Source organism: Rhodococcus sp. IEGM 1330 (genome assembly GCF_033142445.1).
Lineage (GTDB): Bacteria > Actinomycetota > Actinomycetes > Mycobacteriales > Mycobacteriaceae > Rhodococcoides.
This window is the reverse complement of record NZ_JAWLSB010000003.1, coordinates 56,755-74,815: the sequence shown is the minus strand read 5'-3', so window position 1 is coordinate 74,815 and position 18,061 is coordinate 56,755. Positions and strand designations below refer to the sequence as shown.

The 18,061-nt window shown below is 65.5% G+C and carries 20 protein-coding genes; 9 read left to right on the top strand and 11 right to left on the bottom strand.

Annotated features, from left to right (window positions below; all coding sequences use genetic code 11):
* Positions 1 to 9: 9 nt before the first annotated feature.
* Positions 10 to 1,317: an ROK family protein gene (locus R4P57_RS08420; protein ID WP_317802409.1), complete on the bottom strand. Its 1,308-nt coding sequence runs from the start codon at positions 1,315 to 1,317 to the stop codon at positions 10 to 12.
* A 334-nt stretch (positions 1,318 to 1,651) separates the two neighbouring features.
* On the opposite strand from R4P57_RS08420, the gene R4P57_RS08415 reads away from it, so the two are divergent.
* A complete protein-coding gene (locus tag R4P57_RS08415) occupies positions 1,652 to 2,407 on the top strand; it encodes an SDR family oxidoreductase (RefSeq protein WP_317802408.1) in 756 nt (251 codons plus the stop codon).
* Positions 2,408 to 2,467: 60 nt separating this feature from the next.
* On the opposite strand, the gene R4P57_RS08410 is transcribed toward R4P57_RS08415, so the two are convergent.
* The 3 genes from R4P57_RS08410 to R4P57_RS08400 all read right to left on the bottom strand — a co-directional run bounded on the left by R4P57_RS08410 (position 2,468) and on the right by R4P57_RS08400 (position 6,344).
* Positions 2,468 to 3,664 (bottom strand): Ig-like domain-containing protein, encoded by a 1,197-nt coding sequence (locus tag R4P57_RS08410; protein ID WP_317802407.1) that lies wholly within the window; start codon positions 3,662 to 3,664, stop codon positions 2,468 to 2,470.
* Between the two features lie 51 nt (positions 3,665 to 3,715).
* Positions 3,716 to 5,266, bottom strand: coding sequence for an MBL fold metallo-hydrolase (locus tag R4P57_RS08405; RefSeq protein ID WP_317802406.1), 1,551 nt, complete (start codon positions 5,264 to 5,266; stop codon positions 3,716 to 3,718).
* A 61-nt stretch (positions 5,267 to 5,327) separates the two neighbouring features.
* Positions 5,328 to 6,344 (bottom strand): UDP-N-acetylmuramate dehydrogenase, encoded by a 1,017-nt coding sequence (locus R4P57_RS08400; protein WP_317802405.1) that lies wholly within the window; start codon positions 6,342 to 6,344, stop codon positions 5,328 to 5,330.
* A gap of 57 nt (positions 6,345 to 6,401) precedes the next feature.
* Between R4P57_RS08400 and R4P57_RS08395 the strand changes: the two genes are divergently transcribed.
* The 4 genes from R4P57_RS08395 (at position 6,402) to R4P57_RS08380 (ending at position 9,199) form a co-directional block, all read left to right on the top strand.
* The gene (locus R4P57_RS08395) at positions 6,402 to 6,911 is read left to right on the top strand and encodes a DUF2505 domain-containing protein (RefSeq protein ID WP_317802404.1); all 510 of its coding nucleotides are present in this window, start codon (positions 6,402 to 6,404) and stop codon (positions 6,909 to 6,911) included.
* Positions 6,912 to 6,922: 11 nt separating this feature from the next.
* Entirely contained in the window at positions 6,923 to 7,426 is a 504-nt protein-coding gene (locus R4P57_RS08390) for a DUF2505 domain-containing protein (protein ID WP_317802403.1), read from the top strand.
* A 113-nt stretch (positions 7,427 to 7,539) separates the two neighbouring features.
* Positions 7,540 to 8,271: a class I SAM-dependent methyltransferase gene (locus R4P57_RS08385; RefSeq protein ID WP_317802402.1), complete on the top strand. Its 732-nt coding sequence runs from the start codon at positions 7,540 to 7,542 to the stop codon at positions 8,269 to 8,271.
* Positions 8,258 to 9,199: a GNAT family N-acetyltransferase gene (locus R4P57_RS08380; RefSeq protein ID WP_317802401.1), complete on the top strand. Its 942-nt coding sequence runs from the start codon at positions 8,258 to 8,260 to the stop codon at positions 9,197 to 9,199. Before R4P57_RS08385 ends, R4P57_RS08380 begins: the two co-directional genes overlap by 14 nt.
* Positions 9,200 to 9,202: 3 nt before the next feature.
* Here R4P57_RS08380 and R4P57_RS08375 read toward each other — a convergent pair whose 3' ends face one another.
* On the bottom strand, positions 9,203 to 9,790 hold the full coding sequence (locus R4P57_RS08375) for a type IV toxin-antitoxin system AbiEi family antitoxin (protein ID WP_317802400.1): 588 nt from the start codon (positions 9,788 to 9,790) through the stop codon (positions 9,203 to 9,205).
* A 110-nt stretch (positions 9,791 to 9,900) separates the two neighbouring features.
* On the opposite strand from R4P57_RS08375, the gene R4P57_RS08370 reads away from it, so the two are divergent.
* Positions 9,901 to 10,647, top strand: coding sequence for a DUF2993 domain-containing protein (locus R4P57_RS08370; RefSeq protein ID WP_317802399.1), 747 nt, complete (start codon positions 9,901 to 9,903; stop codon positions 10,645 to 10,647).
* Positions 10,648 to 10,708: 61 nt separating this feature from the next.
* Here R4P57_RS08370 and deoC read toward each other — a convergent pair whose 3' ends face one another.
* On the bottom strand, positions 10,709 to 11,362 hold the full coding sequence (deoC, locus tag R4P57_RS08365; RefSeq protein ID WP_411742330.1) for a deoxyribose-phosphate aldolase: 654 nt from the start codon (positions 11,360 to 11,362) through the stop codon (positions 10,709 to 10,711).
* Positions 11,363 to 11,420: 58 nt separating this feature from the next.
* Here deoC and R4P57_RS08360 point away from each other — a divergent pair, with 58 nt between their 5' ends.
* Entirely contained in the window at positions 11,421 to 12,263 is an 843-nt protein-coding gene (locus R4P57_RS08360) for a class I SAM-dependent methyltransferase (RefSeq protein WP_317802398.1), read from the top strand.
* A gap of 13 nt (positions 12,264 to 12,276) precedes the next feature.
* Positions 12,277 to 13,161 carry a formyltetrahydrofolate deformylase gene (gene purU / locus R4P57_RS08355; RefSeq protein WP_317802397.1) on the top strand — a complete coding sequence of 295 codons (885 nt, stop codon included), beginning with the start codon at positions 12,277 to 12,279 and terminating at the stop codon, positions 13,159 to 13,161.
* A 3-nt stretch (positions 13,162 to 13,164) separates the two neighbouring features.
* Here the strand turns inward: purU and R4P57_RS08350 are convergent, their stop codons facing one another.
* The 5 genes from R4P57_RS08350 to R4P57_RS08330 form a co-directional block, all read right to left on the bottom strand.
* On the bottom strand, positions 13,165 to 14,190 hold the full coding sequence (locus tag R4P57_RS08350; RefSeq protein WP_317802395.1) for an alpha/beta hydrolase: 1,026 nt from the start codon (positions 14,188 to 14,190) through the stop codon (positions 13,165 to 13,167).
* 82 nt (positions 14,191 to 14,272) lie between these two features.
* Entirely contained in the window at positions 14,273 to 14,560 is a 288-nt protein-coding gene (locus tag R4P57_RS08345; protein WP_371828356.1) for a DUF2516 family protein, read from the bottom strand.
* Positions 14,561 to 14,632: 72 nt separating this feature from the next.
* Positions 14,633 to 15,421 carry a heparin-binding hemagglutinin gene (locus tag R4P57_RS08340; protein ID WP_317802393.1) on the bottom strand — a complete coding sequence of 263 codons (789 nt, stop codon included), beginning with the start codon at positions 15,419 to 15,421 and terminating at the stop codon, positions 14,633 to 14,635.
* The gene (locus tag R4P57_RS08335; RefSeq protein WP_052047273.1) at positions 15,414 to 15,881 is read right to left on the bottom strand and encodes a helix-turn-helix domain-containing protein; all 468 of its coding nucleotides are present in this window, start codon (positions 15,879 to 15,881) and stop codon (positions 15,414 to 15,416) included. The genes R4P57_RS08340 and R4P57_RS08335 overlap by 8 nt, the downstream gene beginning before the upstream one ends.
* Before the next feature lie 73 nt (positions 15,882 to 15,954).
* Positions 15,955 to 17,229 (bottom strand): DUF445 domain-containing protein, encoded by a 1,275-nt coding sequence (locus R4P57_RS08330; protein WP_317802392.1) that lies wholly within the window; start codon positions 17,227 to 17,229, stop codon positions 15,955 to 15,957.
* Between the two features lie 73 nt (positions 17,230 to 17,302).
* Here R4P57_RS08330 and R4P57_RS08325 point away from each other — a divergent pair, with 73 nt between their 5' ends.
* A complete protein-coding gene (locus R4P57_RS08325; protein WP_411742329.1) occupies positions 17,303 to 18,043 on the top strand; it encodes a TetR/AcrR family transcriptional regulator in 741 nt (246 codons plus the stop codon).
* Positions 18,044 to 18,061 lie beyond the last annotated feature (18 nt).

The following is an 18,061-nucleotide window of genomic DNA, read 5'->3' as shown; positions in this document are numbered from 1 at the left end:
TTGGTGAACCTACGCGGCAGCCCTGCGCATCGAGGCGAGCGGATCGGAATACAGGGCGCTCAGCGAGACCACGGTTGCGGCGTATTCCTGCACCTTGTCACCGAAGCCGGTCACCCGAATATCCCTGCGCGCCAACGTCGAATATGCGGCGAAGGCCTCGCCCACGTGCGGAATTCCGGCCGGGTACGCGGTGAACGCCTGGCCTCCGAGTACGACGCGGTCCGGATTGAACATGTCGCGCAGCAGCGCCACCGTCCGACCCAGAATTCGCGCCCGCTCGACGAGCAGCTCCCGCGCGGCCTCCGAGCCTCCCTGCGCCGCCTGATATACCGCGGCGATGCTCGGGTGAGGCTGCGGCGCAGTGATATCGGTCGCTCCGCGGGCTACGCTCGCAACGATCTTGCGATCCACGGCAGCGGCGACCACCGCGCGATCGCTGACGGAGGCCTCGAGGCATCCCCGATTGCCGCAGCCGCACAGCGCCGACGATCCGGTGGGTAGGTGCGCGATGGAGCCCGGACCGCTCGCGGGAGTGTGTACGCGGCCGTCGATGGTCAGCGCCATGCCTGCGGTCTCACGCGCGTAGAAGTACAGCGACGTTCCGCTGATGCTCTGCGCCGCAACACTGTCCGACAGACGCGGCGCGAGGAGCAGCTCCGAGGCCGCCATGGCCTCGACGTGCCCGGCGACCGAGATCGGCAGGCCGAGTCCGCCGCCGATGATCCCGGCGACGCGGCCGTTTTCCCATCCCAGCCGCGGATGGTCGACGGTTCCGCTCGCGGTGTCGACGCGTCCACCGATCGCCACCCCGACCCACAGCGGGGTGCGACGGTGCCAGCGTCCGGCAAAGGCACCGGCACTGCGGGTGACGGAGGCCAGCGCTGTCTCCGAAGATCCAGCGGGCGTGGGTATTTCGACGGCACCGAGGATGCGTCCCCGCAGATCGCTTACGGTGATGCCGGTGACGACGGCTCCGATGTGGATGCCGATGGTCGAGAACGGTTCGTGGTTGACCTCGAACGGCACCCGCGGGCGTCCGATCGCCCCCGGTGCCGTCAGGTCTGCGCGCTCACGGAGCAGCCCGACGGCGAGCAGGGCCGACACCTGACGGTTGACTGTTGCGATGCTCGAACCGGTTGCGCGAGCAGCACGCTCGCGCGAGATAGGACCTTCGACGCAGGCCACCCGAAGCACCGACGCAGCGGGACTGTCGGCGATCCGCAGATCGGGTGCGACGAGTTGGATGCGCGATCGAGGCCTCTCGAGAGACCGCAGAGAGGTGGGGCCGGCGTGGTGGTGCAGCGTTGATACAGACATCCGTTGTGGTCCTCAGCAGTGGCAGACCTCCGTCGTGGATGGACAACGACGAAAGAGCGAAGTGATGCAGGTCAAGGAAGGGGTGCGGTGGTCGCACAGAACCACGACACGCGAATCGACTGCCCGTAGCGCGAAAAGGCTAGAGACAGGTTCCTTGGCCGAGACAACACAGTTCCCGAGGAAGTGGCAAGCGAGAACCGAGGGACGCGGTCACATAGGTGACCCGCATCGCGGTGGTCTCACTGGCGGACATGAGTCCAAAATTAGCACCCTTGCGTCCGATGTCCAATCGGGCACCGGAAAGCACGGGGTACGCCGGGCATAGAATTTCGCTATGACCTCGTCCGAACACATGTCCCCCGATGCCCGAATCGCCGTTGTCACCGGAGCGAGCTCCGGCATCGGCGCGGCCACTGCCCGCCAACTCGCCGCCGACGGATTCCACGTCGTGATCGGAGCCCGCCGTCTCGACCGGCTCGAGGAGTTGGCGTCGGAGATCGGTGGCACTGCCCTGGAACTCGATGTGACGGACGAGGATTCGGTCGCTGCCTTCACCGCGGTCATTCCCCGCGTCGATGTGTTGATCAACAATGCCGGTGGCGCGAAGGGCTTGGCCCCGGTGATCGACGCCGACCTCGACGACTGGCGCTGGATGTGGGAAACCAACGTGCTCGGTACATTGCGGGTGACGAAGTCGTTGCTGCCCAAGCTGATCGACTCCGGTGACGGCCTGATCGTCACCATCACCTCCGTCGCGGCGTTCGAGGCCTACGACAACGGTTCGGGCTACACCTCCGCCAAACACGCTCAGGCAGTGCTGCATCGGACGTTGCGCGGCGAGCTGCTCGGCAAGCCGGTGCGGTTGACCGAGGTAGCGCCGGGTGCTGTGGAAACCGAGTTCTCGCTCGTCCGGTTCGACGGCAACGCAGACAAGGCCGACGCGGTCTACCAGGGCATCACACCACTGGTCGCGAGCGATATCGCCGAGGTCATCGGCTTCGTGGCCTCACGCCCGTCGCACGTCAACCTCGACCAGATCATCATCAAGCCACGGGATCAGGCCGGTCCGGGGCGCTTCTCCCGGAAGTAGCGGCTTCGCCGCATGTGAGCGGAACTTCGACCCCTGCTACGAAGTTCCGCTCACCTGCGGCTACGCCGCTCCCATCGACTCCCACGTCGGCCAGTCGATGGCCCAGTCGTACAGGTCGCCGTCAGCCGCCGAGAGGTCGATGCGAGTTCCGGTGACCTCGACGGGATCGCCGTACATCGCCGTCTGGAAGTACTGCTGAGCGTCGGCGTCGGAGAGGTTGATACACCCGTTGGTGACGTTCGATGCGCCCTGCACACCGGTGGTCAGCGGATTGGCGTGGATGAATTCGCCGTTGTTGGAGATGCGCACCGCCCAGCGCTCGCGGACGTTCTCGTAGAACGGCGGGTTGGACATCAGGAAGTCCTCGTGCTTTTCGGTGACGACGTGGACGCCGCTGCGGGTGACGTTGCGGTCCTCGTTGCCCTCGCCGTAGCTGACGGGAATGTCCATGATCGTCGCGCCGTCGCGGACCACCTGCATGCGGTGGCTGGTCGCGTCGGCGACGACGACCTGGCTGCGTCCGATGCTGAAGTTCAGGGTGACGTCGTCGGCACCGTACGCGCCGTCGCCGTAGTTCACGCCGTAGAGCTTGGCGTTCACCGAGACCGTCGTACCGGGGGCCCAGTAGTTGGTGGGACGCCAGTGAACGCGTGAGCCGTTGTCGTCGGGGAACCATGCCCACGCGCCGGGCGTCGGCGGGTTGGTGGTCACCGTCAATGCCTTCTCGACGGCGGCCTTGTCCGCAATGGCCGAGTCGAACTGCAGGATGATCGGCGCGGCGATGCCCACTTCCTGGCCGTCGCCGATGTTGGTGCTCACCGACGTGCGGCTGTCGGGTTCGACGGTGGTGAAGGCCCCGGTGATGTCGACGGTCTTGTTGTCACTGCCCATGGCCGAGCCGGCCCAGGTGTACTGCACGCCGTAGCCGAGTGGCTCGGTGACGGCGTACGAGGTCTTGTCGGGCGAGAGCGCGCCCTGGACGACCTTGCCCTCGGGGTTCGTCAGCGCAACCTCGGTGAGCGTTCCGTCGGTCACCGAGACCGAGATGGGCGCGACGGGGCTGATGTCGACGGCACCTGCGACCGGGTTCTCGGTGACCTGCGCAACGGGCGCGGCCGTGGTGGTGGGGGCTGCGGTGCCCGAACCGCCCCCGCCCGATCCGACGGTGCACCCTGCCACCAACGCCACCAAGGCGACGAGCACGGCGATCAACCACACCGTACGCGTCCGTTTTGTCCGTTCTACCTGCTCATGCACGGTGTCCAACGTACCTGCGTCTGCGAACTACCCCGATTTTTGGGGGCAGTCTCACAGCTTGCGTGTTCGAAGTTCGTGGCCTTTGGAGGTGAGGCAGCGGCCGGAATCGAGGCTCCAATCCCACCCGTGCAGATTGCAGGTGAGCTTGTTTCCCTCGACGATGCCGAACTTCGTCAGGTCCGCTTTCAGGTGTGGGCAGCGGCGTTGGATCTCGTAGCCGCCCATCGTGATCGTGGCGGTGTCGTCGTGCGCCTCGGAGAACCAGCCGTCGGCGTAGGCGATGCGTTCGTCGGTGAGGCACTTGAAGAACGTGTAGAGGAACTCGTTGTAGCCGCCGACACGTCGGGCCCGGAAGCGGGTGGACAGGAAAATCGAGTTGACCCAGTCCGGCTCCTGGTCACGTATCGCGGTGCGTACGAGCTCCGGCGGGATGGTGAAGCCGTAGCGGAACTTTTCGTTCGAAATCGGTTCGCGCACAATCCGTTTCGGGAAGTCGAGCACAACGGTTTCGTCGCCCATGGTGATTCCGACGGGGTAGCCGATGCCGTCGCAGATCAGATCCGTCTGCGCCATGATCGGCTCGAACAGGCCTCGCATCGGCTCGAGCAGAGGCTCGCCCTCGGCCGGAGCCCAGGCTGCCTTCTCGGCCGCGATGACCGATGCCTGACGCTGGGCGTAGGCCTCGATGTAGTCGGCTTTGCCGGTGGTGAAGATGGCCTCGGCCTCGGCCGTCGGAATCGGGTGCTCGTGGGATATCAACTCGGAACCGTCGAATGTTGCGGCGGTGCCCGGCATCATCAGCAGGCCCTTGTCGTGCCCGTGCAGTCGCATCTGCTCGAGAAACACCATCTGGTCGGGGAACACGTTGGCCGGGTCGCCGTAGACGTCGTTGAGCGAGCGCAGCTCGTCGTCCAGGAAACACGGCGGGCCGGCCGACGGGACGACCCACGTCGAGCCGACCTGCTCGATGTACTGCCGTGCGCGATCCATCTGACGCTGACGCTTCTGGATCCCGAAGTTCTTCTTCGCGCGCGAGACCATGTCGTAGACCATCGGGTACCAGATCGCGCCCGAGTACTGCAGCATGTGCACGTCCACGGGACCGAAATTCTCGGTCATCACATCCAGGTCGACCGGCCTCGCGTCGTTCATGTTGAACGCGACGGTCTTGCCGTCGGAGACGACGAGACCCGAGTCGCCGATGGGACCGTCGGCGGGCGCGCGCAGCGCGATGATCATGATGTCGAGATCGCCCTTGGGCCCGGAGATCGTGTGCTTGACCGAGTCCGTCGTCTCGTAGAACTTGTGGAAGCCCAGCTTCTCGAGCTCGTGGCGGAGATCGAGCACCGGGTAGTCCGGCAACAGAACCGTGGCGTCCTTGTTGACGTGCTCGGCCAGATTCTTCGGGTCGAAGTGGTCCTTGTGCAGGTGCGAGACGTAGAGGTAGTCGCAATCACCGAGGGCGTCCCAGTCCAGGCCCGAGTTGTCGGGAAAAGGGAACCACGACGCGTAGAACGACGGGTTGACCCACGGGTCGCACAGGATGCTTCCGGCGTCGGTCCGAATATGGAATCCCGCATGTCCCACGCTGGTGACCTGCACTGATTTACCTCCTACGAGCCCGACGAACAAAGCTCCATCGTATGCGCCGTTTCGACCGGGCCTAACCCAGCGCGCAGTTGACGAGGTCACACTCGGGCGTGAGCGTGACGCCGAACTTCTCCTGCACCCCGTCTCGCACGTGCACGGCCAGCGCCAGGATGTCCGACGCGGTTGCCCCACCCCTGTTGGTGACGGCAAGCACGTGCTTGGAGGACAACGCTGCGGTGCCGCGCCCGAATTCGGTGCCGTAGCCGCGCGGGAAGCCCGCATTCTGGATCAGCCAGGCGGCCGGGATCTTGGTTCCCGCGGGGTCGGGAAAGCTGGGCGCGTGCGCAGCGGCCTCAGGCACCTCGGGCAGTACCGGGTTGAGAAAGAACGATCCGACGCTCCACGTGTCGTGGTCTCCTGCGTCGAGCACCATGCCGCGCTCGCCGCGCAGAGCCAGCACGGCCGCGCGCACGTCCGGCACCGGTACGACGTCGCCGATCTGCACGTCGAGACGCTCCGACAACGCCGCGTAGCGCACCGGAAGTGACTCGGTCGTCTTCTTCAGCGCGAAGGTCACGTCCAGAATCACGTACCGCGAGGATCGCTTGAACACCGACGACCGATGCGTGCCGAAACCGCACTGCTCCGGCGTCCACACCGCAGTCTGCTCGGTCTCGCGGTCGTAGACGGTGAGGCTGTGCAACAACTCCGACGTGGACGCGCCGTACGCGCCGACATTCTGGATGGGCGTCGCGCCGGTGGTTCCGGGAATGCCCGACAGCGCTTCCATGCCGGACAGTCCCGCATCGATCGTCGCCTGGACGACGGCATCCCACTCGACGCCGGCGTCGACCGTCACGATCTCACCGTCGATCTCGAGCCGCGAACCGGTCACCCGAATCACCCGGCCGTCGAACCCGTCGTCGCCGACCACCAGGTTGGATCCGCCGCCGATGACCAGCACATCGGTTCCCGAGCGATCCGCGTCGCGCACCAGGGAGACCAACTCGTCGCCGGTCGTCGCGACAGTGAATTCACGGGCCGGGCCGCCCACCCGGATGGTGGTGAGCTCCGAAATTGCAGTAGGCACGGACTCTCACGCTACCGGTCGCGCACCTGCGTCGGAGTCACCCGGTAACCTGCGCCTATGCCTCGCCCCATTGAGCACAGCTCGACTGTGCCCGCCTCCGCCGACAAGGTCCACGCCGCACTGACTTCCGAGCAGTACTGGAAGGACCGCATCGAGCAGATCGGCGGCCCCGGTGCCAGCGTGAAGAGCATCACCGTCGGCGACGGCACCATCGACGTCGTCCTGACCCAGGCCGTGCCCGAAGAGGAATTGCCTGCCGCGGTCACGGCCTTCAAGAAGGGCGACCTCATCATCGAACGCACCGAGAGCTGGGGCCGGTTCGACGGCACCCACGCCGCCGGCACCTTCGGAGCGACCGTCGAAGGCGCACCGGCCCGCATCACCGGCACCACCACACTCGACGCCACGGGCGATGCGACGACCATCGCGCTGGCCGGCACCACCGAGGTCAAGGTCCCGATCTTCGGCGGCAAGATCGAAGCGATGATCAGCGAACAGGTGCTCTCCCTCATCGACAACGAGCAGGACTTCACCGGTAACTGGATCGCGGCACAAGCGAACAGCTAACCTGGCGCACTATGGCTCGCCGAATGAACTACTCCGCCCGGTTCACCCACTCGACGCAGCAGGTCTATGCAGCGCTCTCCAGTCGCGATCACTGGGATGCGCGCATCGAGGAGATGCGTAAGTACTCGGAGAACGAGCTGAAGACTTTCGAGGTGACCGACGCCGGAATCGACATCGTGATGCACCACGTCATCCCGCGCACCGAACTGCCCGACATCGCGCAGACGGTGATGAAGAAAGACATGGTCATCACCCGCAACGTGCACTTCGACGCCTACGAAGAAGTCACCGCGGGCCACTACGACGCGTCGATTCCGGCCGGACCCGGCTCGCTCAAGGGCACCACCTCGCTGTTCCCCACCAACGGCGGTTCGACGCTGCGCACCTCCTCCGAGGCCAAGGTCTTCCTGCCGTTCATCGGCGGCAAGCTCGAGCAGCTCATGCTCGTCAACCTCATCGACCTGTGGCGCGGTGAGGGCGAAGTGACCGCCGACTGGCTCGAGAAGAACGCCTAGCCCTGAGCCGGCCGAACAGGGGTCGTTCCGCAGGCTCCACTCCCGCCCCCGAAGGCGTCATCACCCGCGGCACCACCGGCATCAATCGGTTGCGTCGCAGCGACCGGTGGCTGATGCACAACCCCGATGTTCGACGCGTTCTGCTCGGGTCGCCGAATCCCCTCGTCGTCGACCTCGGGTACGGGGCGATGCCGAACACGACACTCGAGCTGGCCGGTCGACTGCGCACCGTCAGGCCCGATCTCCGAGTCACCGGTCTCGAGATCGACCCCGCACGCGTCGTCCCGGGGAGTGACGGCGTGGAGTTCGCCCGCGGCGGTTTCGAGCTGGCGGGCTTGCGCCCCAACCTGGTGCGGGCGTTCAACGTACTGCGGCAGTATCCCGAGGATGCGGTACCTGCTGCCTGGCAACGCATTCTGTCGGGCCTGGCACCCGGCGGCCTGCTGGTGGACGGCACCTGCGACGAGCTCGGTCGACGCTGCGCCTGGGTGTTGCTCGACGCCGATGGACCGCGTTCACTGACGCTGGCATGGGATCCGTTCGACCTCGAGATGCCGTCGGACATCGCGGAGCGGCTACCGAAGGTGTTGATACATCGCAACATCGAGGGTGAGCTCGTGCACGATCTGCTTCGACGGGCCGACAGAGCGTGGTCGGTGTCGGCACCGCTGGCACCGTTCGGGCCTCGAATTCGGTGGCACGCAGCCATGAAAGTGCTTGTCGAACAAGGCCTTCCGATCACACTCCCCCGCCGACGGATGCGAGACAACGTGCTGACAGTCCCCTGGTCGACGGTCGCACCGCTGATCGATGATCACGAAAAGGGCCGGAATGGACGGACCTGACTCGCTCACGGTCCGACCCAGCACGCCCGCCGACCTCCCTGCACTCGAGCAGTGGTCCTGCGAGGAACCGGTCGCGTGGGTCGATCGAGCTCGCCTCCGCGAGGAGATGGCGTCGGGCAATTACCGGCACGAATGGACCTGGATTGCCGAACGCGCCGATCGCCCGGTCGGGCGCGCTCTGTGGTGGGGACGCCCAGACGCAACGAGTCCGCTCACCTTGGATTGCCTACTTGTCGAACGGGCCGAGAAACATCCCGAAGACATCGGCACCGCGTTGATTCTCGCCGGCCGCGATGCCTTCGAGGACGCCGGCGAACTCGAATTCAATGTCGATGTGGCAGTGACCGACTCGAACGACAGATCGGTATCGGCGGCATTGGAGTGGCGTGAAGCTGCCGCCCACCGGGGAGGATTCACTCGCACCACCGAACGCATCGCCTTCGCCCGAACCGCGGACGATCCGAGCCCCGAGATCTCGACTCGGCTGCATTTCGCTGCAGGCACGGACGCCCAGTTCCGTACCCTGTTCGGAGCCGTGGCAGCGGGGAGCCTGGACTCCCATACTCGATCCATGGTTGCCGATCACGGCGTCGCCGCACTTGCGGCAGACGACCTTGCCTTCTACAGCTCCCTACCGGGGCATCGCGAAGCCTGGCAGATCGCGAGCCGGACGGACGGCACCACGGTCGGCTTCATCGTGCCGACCCGAAACGCATACGACGCCGCCATCAGCTATCTCGGCGTGCTTCCCGAACACCGCGGCAACGGCTACGTTCATGATTTGCTTTCGCAGATGGTCCGCATCCATCACGACGCCGGGGAACAGAGGATAGTGGGCACTACCGACGCGCCGAATCTACCCATGAGAGCAGCCTTCGAGCGGGCGGGCTTCGGTATCACCCGCACCCGAATCGTGCACGCGGGGTAGCGCCTACGTGCAGGCGGACAGTGCCAGTTCGACGCGTTCGGCCACTCGGTCGGTGCTGCTTCCCGCCTCTGAATACAGCGTTTGCGGGTCGACGCGACCGATTGCGACGGCGTCGCACACCACCTCGTCGAGGGTGATCTGGGAGATGCCGCCTGCGGCGAGGTCGAGCACCGTACGCACCGGGGTGGTGAGGTTGAACGTGCCTGCCGATTCGACGTCCCGGGGCTCGAGTCGCAGGCGATGAACCGCCAGCCTGGTATCGGTCAGCCGTAGGTCGCCGAATGCGCAGACGTGCACGAATTGCGGGTGCAGGTGCCCGAATCCGTGTAGCTCCGCCGCGCTCTGGTGCGAGATCACGGCGTCGCCGCCGAACCAGGCGCACCACATGGCGAACACTTCGAGTTCGCTGCGTGGCCACTGGGAGAGTCGGAACAGGTTGCGCTCGACGCGAGTCCACGTGTTCGTGGCCAGATTGACGCGCACCATCGCAGAATCGAAGCCGAGCTCGCCGGCCTGCTCGGCCGTGAAATAGCCGTCCTGACGAGTGGCCAGCGAGTGCAGTTCGTGCACGCTCGGTCCTGTCGTACTCATGACGCAAGCTTACGTCACAATGTGTTACAGGTCACAAAGTTTCGTACCGAGAACACAGGTTCGGCGAGTTTCACAGAGCTTGCTCAGAATCATCGGGAAGACTGCCAGGAATGTCATCCACAGCCAGGCGCAGCACAGCACCGCTGATCGCAGTCTCCGTCGTTGTCGTCCTCCTCGTCGCCGTCATCGGCGGAGAGTTGTTCGTCCGTCAGCAGATCAAATCCTGCCTGGCCGGTCAGCTCGAGTCCGAGCTCGGCAGCCAGGTCGAGGTCGGTCTCGGTTTCAAACCGGTCTTGCTCTCACTGGTGGACAAGAAGGTCTCCTCGGTGACCGTCGACAGCGACGACGCGCGCTTCGGCCCCGCCGAGGGCATGGTCGTGCAGGCCGAGGCACGTGACCTGAACCTGACGCAGACCGCCGACTCGGGCGGCACCATCGGCAGCTCGAGTGCCGACATCTCGTGGTCCACCGACGGCATCACCCGCACGCTGCAGAGCCAGGGCATCGGTGCGATCGTCTCGGGCGTCACGTCGGACGCGTCGGCGGGCACCCTCGACTTCGCCGTCGGGGCTCTGGCGAATCTGACCGTCAAGCCGCAGGTCGTCGACGGCAGGGTCGACTTCCAGACCGTCGACGCCTCGATCCTGGGTCTCGGTATCCCCACCGATCTGGTCGACTCCGTCGTCGGCGTGCTGACCGACAGCCTGCAGGCTTACCCGCTGGACATGGCTCCGACGTCGTTGACCGTCACCGACAGCGGCATCGAGCTCGCCCTCGAAGGCGGGCAGTACACGATTCCGGTGACTCAGCAGGATCAGAATCAGCCGACTCCCGAGGGTTGCTCGCTCGTCGCATAACCCATGTGCGCGGAACTTCGTAGCCCACTACGAAGTTCCGTACACATGCGACGCAGTCGCTCTAGTTCAATCCGTCCAACACCGCGCGCGTTCCCGAGAGTCCCAATCGCGTTGCGCCCGCGTCGATCATGGCCAGGGCGGCCTCCGTGGTGCGGATGCCGCCACTGGCCTTGACGCCCAGTCGACCGCCGACGGTCTCTGCCATCAATCGCACTGCTTCGACGCTCGCGCCGCCGGCCGGGTGGAATCCGGTGGAGGTCTTGACGAAGTCGGCACCGGCCTTCTCGGCGGCGCGGCAGACCTCGACGATCGCGTCGTCCGACAATGCTGCCGATTCGATGATGACCTTCAGGACAGCGCTTCCGGCGATCCCCTCGCGGACGGTGACGATGTCGGCCAGTACCGCGTTGTAGTCCCCCGCGATGGCCGAGCCGACGTCGATCACCATGTCGACCTCGTCGGCACCTTGCTGCACCGCGAGCCTTGCCTCGGATCCCTTGATCAACGAATGATGCTTGCCCGACGGGAATCCGGCGACGACGGCGGTGAGCATTCCCTCGGCGCGAATCGGCAGCATCGACGGCGAGACGCACACCGCGAGCACTCCCAGCTCGCGGCCTTCCTCGATGAGGGCGATCACGTCTGCCTCGGTGGCCTCGGGCTTGAGCAGCGTGTGGTCGACCATTCCGGCGAGGGCGGCGCGGGTGAGTGTCATAGAGTCCAGCTTTTCACAGCTCTGCCATTCGTAACCCTGTCGGTCTACGATTTCGGTCATGACCGCAGCGTCGCTCGCAGCCACCTTCAACGCCACCAGCAGGGAGTTCGACGGCCTGACTCCGCAGGTGTGGGGCCCGGCCGGGCAGTCGCTCGTCTTCGCGCTGGAGTTGACGTCGGGTGACGCGGTTCTCGACGTGTGTGCCGGAACCGGTGCCTCGGCGATTCCCGCGGCGGCGGCCGTCGGCCCGGACGGCCTCGTGCATGCCATCGACCTCGCCGACGACCTGTTGGAGGTGGGCCGCGTGAAAGCCACCGATCGTGCGCTGCGCAACATCGACTTCGTTCTCGCCGACGCCACCGAGTGGGAGCCGCCGTCGACGGTTCCCGATGCCGGATACGACGCGTTGGCCTGTTCGTACGGCATCTTCTTTCTGCCCGATCCCGAGGGGGACTTCGCTCGTCTGTTGTCTCTGGTTCGTCCGGGCGGTCGCGTCGGGGTGACGGTGTGGCGCAAGGGCGCGATCGAGGCGTTCGCGAGCACGTACTTCGAGGTGATCGGTGCGCACTCGCCGCCGAGCGAGCACGACGGGCCACTCGCGCAGGACGGCTACGACAGGCACCCGATCCGGCGGATGGAGACGGCGGATCTGCTGTCCGGATGGCTCACCGCGGCAGGCACCACCGATGTCGAGGTCGTGGAGCTGTCCAACCACGCTCCCGCGACGGAGTCGTTCCTGTGGGATCTCGTGCTGGGCAGCGCGATGCGGGGCGCGTTGACACCGTTCGACGATGCGACCCGGACGCAGATCCGCGCCGAGTTCTCTGCGCTGCTGACCGAGCGCGGAATAGATTCGATCGATCTCGGGACACTGGTGGCAACCGGGGTGCGGACGCCCTGAGACAATCGGCGGTATGAGTTCTTCCGTATCCGAGGATCGCCGTTACGTTCTGTCGCTCGGTTGCCCCGACAAGACGGGCATCGTCGCCCGCATCTCGACCTTCCTCGCCGAGGTCGGTGGATGGATCGTCGAGGCCGCGTATCACGCCGATCCCGACACCGGTTGGTTCTTCACCCGGCAGGCCGTACGCGCGTCGTCCGTGGACATGAGCATCGAGGAACTACGCACGCGTTTCGCCGCGGTGGCCGCCGAGCTCGGCCCGGAAACCGAATGGACACTTCATGATTCGGGTGACCCCAAGCGCGTGGTCCTGCTCGTCAGCAAGGAAGCGCACTGCTTGCACGACCTCCTCGGGCGGGCTGCGGGCGGCGAGCTGCCCGCTCAGATCTCCGCGGTGATCGGCAACCACAAGTCGCTCGAGCCGATCGCCGCCGCGCACGGCACCCCGTTCCATCACGTCGAGTTCGCGAAGGATCCGGCCGAGCGCGGTCCTGCCTTCGAGGAGGTGCGGTCGCTGGTCGATTCCTACGACCCGCACGCGGTGGTGCTGGCCCGGTTCATGCAGGTTCTCCCCGAATCGCTGTGCGCACACTGGGCCGGCCGGGCGATCAACATCCACCACAGCTTTCTGCCGTCGTTCGTCGGCGCACGTCCGTACCACCAGGCGTTCGCGCGGGGCGTGAAACTGATCGGCGCGACGTGCCACTACGTGACGGCCGAACTCGACGCGGGTCCGATCCTCGAGCAGGACGTCATCCGCGTCGACCATTCCGACGAGGTGGCCGACATGGTGCGTCAGGGCCGCGACATCGAGAAGCTGGTGCTCTCCCGCGGTCTGCGGTGGCACCTGGAGGATCGCGTCCTCGTGCACGGCCGCAAGACCGTGGTCTTCAGCTGAAACCTAGAGATTCCGGAGCCTTACCACTTCGGCGTTGAATTCGTCGATTGCTTCCACCGAGCTCATGTGTCCGACGCCGGGAATGACGATCAGTCGGCTCAGGTGGTCGTGGTCGTCGAGTGCGCGGGCGAGTTTGCGGGCGTGCACGGGCGGGGTCAAGCGGTCGGCTGATCCGACGAGCACGCTGGTGGGGACGGACATGTTCTCGAGCGCTTCGCGGATGTCGAGGTCGGTGAGCGCGGCACCCCAGATGCCGCGGGTGCGCGGGGCACATTCGAGCACGATCTTCTCGCAGAACGCCACCTCGGCGGCAGTGGCTCCGGGTGCCATGGAGATGTATTTGATGGCTTGGCGCGTCACCGGCGACGGCCGCAACGGCAGCGCCGAGCTCAGCACGGCTCGACCGACCGGTGCCGGAACGCGCGGGAAGCGCTGCGGCAGCGGGATGACGGTGGTTTCGCGGACGAGGGAGTCGGTCGCGGTGCTGGCGAGGAGCACGGCACTGACGAGTCGATCGACCTGTTCGGGGTAGTTTCCGGCCCACGCCATGATCGACATGCCGCCCATGCTGTGCCCCACCAGGACGGCCTTGTTGTCCTCGACGACGGTGGCGGCGAGCACCGCGGCGAGGTCGTCGGCCAGCACGTCGGGGCTCAGGGGCCGCGTTCCGACGTCGCTGCGGCCGTGACCGCGCTGGTCGTACGCGACCACGCGGTATCGGCCGGCGAGGGCGTTGATCTGCGGAAACCAGTAGTCGGCCGAGCAGGTCCACCCGTGGCTGAAGACGATCGGTTCTGCATCTGCATCGCCGTAGCTACGGACGTGCAGATGTGCACCGTCGTCGGTGACCACCTCGGTGATGTGCGGCTCGATCGTGGGGTGCTTCAGAAGCTCGTCGGGCCGAACATCGGTCGTCTTGGTGAACGAATGCAGGCGACGCCGCCGGACGACGAATGCACCGACAGAGGCCGCCGCAGCCGCGCTGCCGATTCCGAACAGCACACGTTCGACTACCTTGCGTGAAACCACTGACAATCCCCTCTACCTGTATCCCCCCGAGCGGGTGCGGTAGAGGGTACGCCCAGAACCGAACGGGCGTCGACGCGGCTGCCTACCAGCGGGGTCCGCGCTGGATGCTGTCGATCTTCGGTCGCACGTCGACGAGGTACACGCACACGGCGACGACGCCGATGATGCCCAGGAATCCGATCACTCCGGAGACGAGGATGAGGAGCAGACCGACGAACAGAATGGCCAGCCAGGCGTTCTTGGTGAGCTTGTCCACGGCAGGAAAGGCGTCGGCGCGCTGACGCAATGCGTGGAAGATCGCGAATCCTGCACCTACCACTCCGAGGATCTGAAGAAAGGTCAGGATGTAGTAGCTGAAGCTGCCGGCGATGCTCACGCGGCCAGTGTACGAGAAACGACCCCTGCACCGCGCGGCGCAGGGGTCGTTTTCTTTACGAGTGCTTTAGCGAGTGGTCTTCTTCGCCGGAGCCTTCTTGGCCGGAGCCGGTGCGGTCTTCTTGGCAGCCGGTGCCGGTGCCGTCTTCTTGGCCGGGGCAGGCGTCTTCTTGATCGGCGAGTTCGCGTTGCTGCGGGTCTTGGCCTCGACCGTGCCTGCCACGCCGCTCACCTTGTCGGAAGCCTCGATGGCCTTGTCCTTGGCCTCGTCGCCTGCTTCGTCGATGTTCTCGGCGAGCTCGTCGGCTGCCTCGGAGATTTCCTCGGCACCTTCACGAACCTTGTCCGACGCGAGGCCGGCCAGAGCTGCGGCGCGCTCGCCGACTGCACGGGTCTGCGAGGCGACGGTTCCGAGAGCCTGCTCGGTGAGGTCGACGACGTCGTTGGCGGCGGAGTTGGCGCGCTCGAGGCCTTCTTCGACGGCCGGGGTGCGGCGGATGCGCTCGACGGTCTCTTCGCCGCGCTCGGCGAGCGAGGTGTAGAGGTCGGAGGCGACCTTGAGGTATGCCTCGGCAACCTTGCGGAGCTCTTCGGGGGTGAAGCGCTCGCGGAGTTCGGCGATCTCGTCGGGAAGCTCTGCGGGCAGGTTCGCCAGCCGTTCACGCAGGCTCTCGACGCCTTCGGTGACGTCCTCGGAGATGTCGGCGATGCGCGCGTTGACCTCGCTGGTGCGGCTTTCGGCGCGCGAACGCACCTGAGCGACGACGTCCGCTACTGCCTGGACGACGGCGTCGCCTGCACCGACGGCTGCGAAGATGGGGGTCTTGACGTTCTCGAAGTTCTTGGAATCAGACATCGGGTGTCTCCTGTTCGTCGGGTTCGGGCTCCTGCGTCGACTCGTTCTCACGACAGAACGAGTCGTAGATCTCGATCAGCACTTGCTTCTGCCGTTCGGTGATGTGCTCATCGCCGAGCAGAGCTTCGCGCACCGGACCGTGGGGACGCGCTTCCAAGATCCCGGCCCGGACGTACAGCACCTCCGAGGAGACGCGCAGACCCTTGGCTATCTGCGCTAGTACTTCTGCGGACGGGTTGCGCAGTCCGCGTTCGATCTGGCTGAGGTAGGGGTTGCTCACTCCGGCCCGGCTGGCGAGTTGCCGCATCGATACCTGTGCGGCTTCCCGTTGCGACCGGATGTAGCTGCCGATGTCCTGCGCTGCAGTCGTGACGACTGCGGCAACAAGATCCCCCGCCTCGGCGACGACCTGCGTCGCCTCGGTCGCCTTGGCGACCAGATCCCCCTCGTCATCGGCCATCTCGGCCTCCTGTTTTCGGTGTCCTACTGGACGGTACCGAAGGGTGCTAACTATTGCAAGCACTTTGCTAGCACTAGTGTCCGAAGATCAGATCCGAGATCGTGTAGATCGCCAGACCGGCGATGGAACCGACGACGGTTCCGTTGATGCGGATGAACTGCAGATCGCGTCCCACCTGCAGTTCGATCTTCTTGCTCGCTTCCTCGGCATCCCAGCGGGCGACTGTGTCGCCGATGATCGTGGTGATCTCGTCTGCGTAGTTCGCGGCGATGTAGCTCGCCCCACCGAGGAGCCACCCGTCGACCTTGCCGCGCAGATCCTCGTCGTCGCGCAGACGGACGCCGAGGTTGGCGGTGTTCTCCTTGATCTTGGTGCGCAGCGTGCTCGTCGGATCGTCCACCGACTCGGTGATCAGGCGCTTGGCCACCTTCCACGTCGCCGCAGCGAGGCCGGTGATCTCCTCGCGTCCCATGATCTGCGCCTTGAGCTTCTCGGCCTTCTCGATGGTCACCGGGTCGTGCTGCAGGTCGTTGGCGTAGTCGACGAGGAACTTGTTCGCGGCCTGACGCACGTCGTGCTCGGGGTTGGAGCGAATCTTCCAGGTGAACTCGACGAGTTCCTTGTAGACCTTCTCCCCCAACAGAGTGTCGACGAACTTCGGCGACCAGTTCGGGGAATCCCGCGCGACTACGCGATCGATCATCTCCTGGCTGCCGAGCGCCCACTGGTGAGCGCGCTCGGCGAGCATGTCGATCAACGGCAGCTGACGGTTCTCGCGGAGTAGTTCGTCGAGGATGCGGCCGATCGGCGGACCCCACTGCGGATCGGCGAGGCGACGCACGATGGTGCTGTCGATGACGGCGGTGATGTCCTCGTCGTTGAGGACGTCGACGACGCCGTGCAGCACGGTCGCCGCCTCGGCCGCGACGCGTTCGGCGTTGTCGGGCTGGGCGAGCCAGGTACCCAACCGCAACGGAACCTGCGCCGACGCGACCTTCTCGGACACCACCTCGGGCGCGAGGAAGTTGCTGCCGACGAACGAACTCAGGCTCGCGCCCAGCTGATCTTTCTTCTTCTTGATCAGGGCCGTGTGCGGAATCGGGATACCCAGCGGGTGCTTGAACAGTGCCGTCACCGCGAACCAGTCGGCGAGCGCGCCGACCATGCCTGCCTCCGACGCCGCTCGGACGTAACCCACCCAGGCACCTGCGCCCGTCGACTCCTGCCACCGGCAGAACAGGTAGACGATCGATGCGAATACGAGAAACCCGGTCGCGACCGTTTTCATCTTGCGGAGGTCTCGGCGTTTGGTGTCGTCGTCGAAGTTCATGAGCTGCACAACCGACATTGTGCCCAGAAATACGGCGGATCAACCGGACGCAGCCTGCAATGGTGTCGGACAAGGCGCATAGGGTGGGGTTGTGGCGAGAAATACGACGGGGGCAAAGCTGGACGAGTCCGAGCCGACCGAAGACCAACCCAAGACCGAGAAGCCGGACGGTCGCAAACGTCGGTGGCGTGAGCACAAGATCGCCCGCCGCGAAGAGCTCGTCGACGGCACGTTGGCCGCGATCCGGTTACGAGGCCGCGAGATCGGGATGGACGAGATCGCGTCGGAGATCGGTATCTCCAAGACGGTGCTCTACCGCTACTTCACCGACAAGAACGATCTGACGAGCGCAACCATGTCTCGGTACGTCGAGACCACTCTCGCACCTCGCATCTACTCGGCGATCGCGCACGAACTCGACGAGTACGAGCTCACTCGCATCGTCGTGACCGCCTACGTCGAGACGGTGGCCACCGATCCCGAGGTGTACCTGTACGTCATGGCGAACAACGCCGGCAACAACCGCGACGTCGTCGCCGAGTCCGAGCGAATGATCGCCGAGTTGCTCTCCACGGTGCTGGGCGAACGCCTACGGCAACGCGAGATGGATTCCGGCGGTTCGGTGCCGTGGGCCTTCGCCATCGTCGGTGCGGTTCAGTTGGCCACGCACTGGTGGATCTCCAACAAGTCGATGTCCGCCGAAGATCTGATCGACTACCTCTGCATGATGATGTGGGGCGGAATCCACGGGGTCGCCATGGCCGACGGCTCCCCCGCGAAGTTCAAATCGCAGCCGCATCCTCTGGTCGACGACGAGCCGAACAAGCCGTAGCGCTCGTCAGTTTGGGAT

Excerpts from the sequence above, each read along its gene's own strand:
- R4P57_RS08375 (WP_317802400.1), bottom strand. The coding sequence starts at position 9,790 with ATGAGTACGACAGGACCGAGCGTGCACGAACTGCACTCGCTGGCCACT.
- deoC (WP_411742330.1), bottom strand. The coding sequence starts at position 11,362 with ATGACACTCACCCGCGCCGCCCTCGCCGGAATGGTCGACCACACGCTG.
- R4P57_RS08340 (WP_317802393.1), bottom strand. The coding sequence starts at position 15,421 with ATGTCTGATTCCAAGAACTTCGAGAACGTCAAGACCCCCATCTTCGCA.
- R4P57_RS08385 (WP_317802402.1), top strand. The coding sequence starts at position 7,540 with ATGCACAACCCCGATGTTCGACGCGTTCTGCTCGGGTCGCCGAATCCC.
- R4P57_RS08360 (WP_317802398.1), top strand. The coding sequence starts at position 11,421 with ATGACCGCAGCGTCGCTCGCAGCCACCTTCAACGCCACCAGCAGGGAG.
- R4P57_RS08330 (WP_317802392.1), bottom strand. The coding sequence starts at position 17,229 with ATGTCGGTTGTGCAGCTCATGAACTTCGACGACGACACCAAACGCCGA.
- purU (WP_317802397.1), top strand. The coding sequence starts at position 12,277 with ATGAGTTCTTCCGTATCCGAGGATCGCCGTTACGTTCTGTCGCTCGGT.
- R4P57_RS08380 (WP_317802401.1), top strand. The coding sequence starts at position 8,258 with ATGGACGGACCTGACTCGCTCACGGTCCGACCCAGCACGCCCGCCGAC.
- R4P57_RS08395 (WP_317802404.1), top strand. The coding sequence starts at position 6,402 with ATGCCTCGCCCCATTGAGCACAGCTCGACTGTGCCCGCCTCCGCCGAC.
- R4P57_RS08370 (WP_317802399.1), top strand. The coding sequence starts at position 9,901 with ATGTCATCCACAGCCAGGCGCAGCACAGCACCGCTGATCGCAGTCTCC.
- R4P57_RS08390 (WP_317802403.1), top strand. The coding sequence starts at position 6,923 with ATGGCTCGCCGAATGAACTACTCCGCCCGGTTCACCCACTCGACGCAG.
- R4P57_RS08415 (WP_317802408.1), top strand. The coding sequence starts at position 1,652 with ATGACCTCGTCCGAACACATGTCCCCCGATGCCCGAATCGCCGTTGTC.
- R4P57_RS08420 (WP_317802409.1), bottom strand. The coding sequence starts at position 1,317 with ATGTCTGTATCAACGCTGCACCACCACGCCGGCCCCACCTCTCTGCGG.
- R4P57_RS08335 (WP_052047273.1), bottom strand. The coding sequence starts at position 15,881 with ATGGCCGATGACGAGGGGGATCTGGTCGCCAAGGCGACCGAGGCGACG.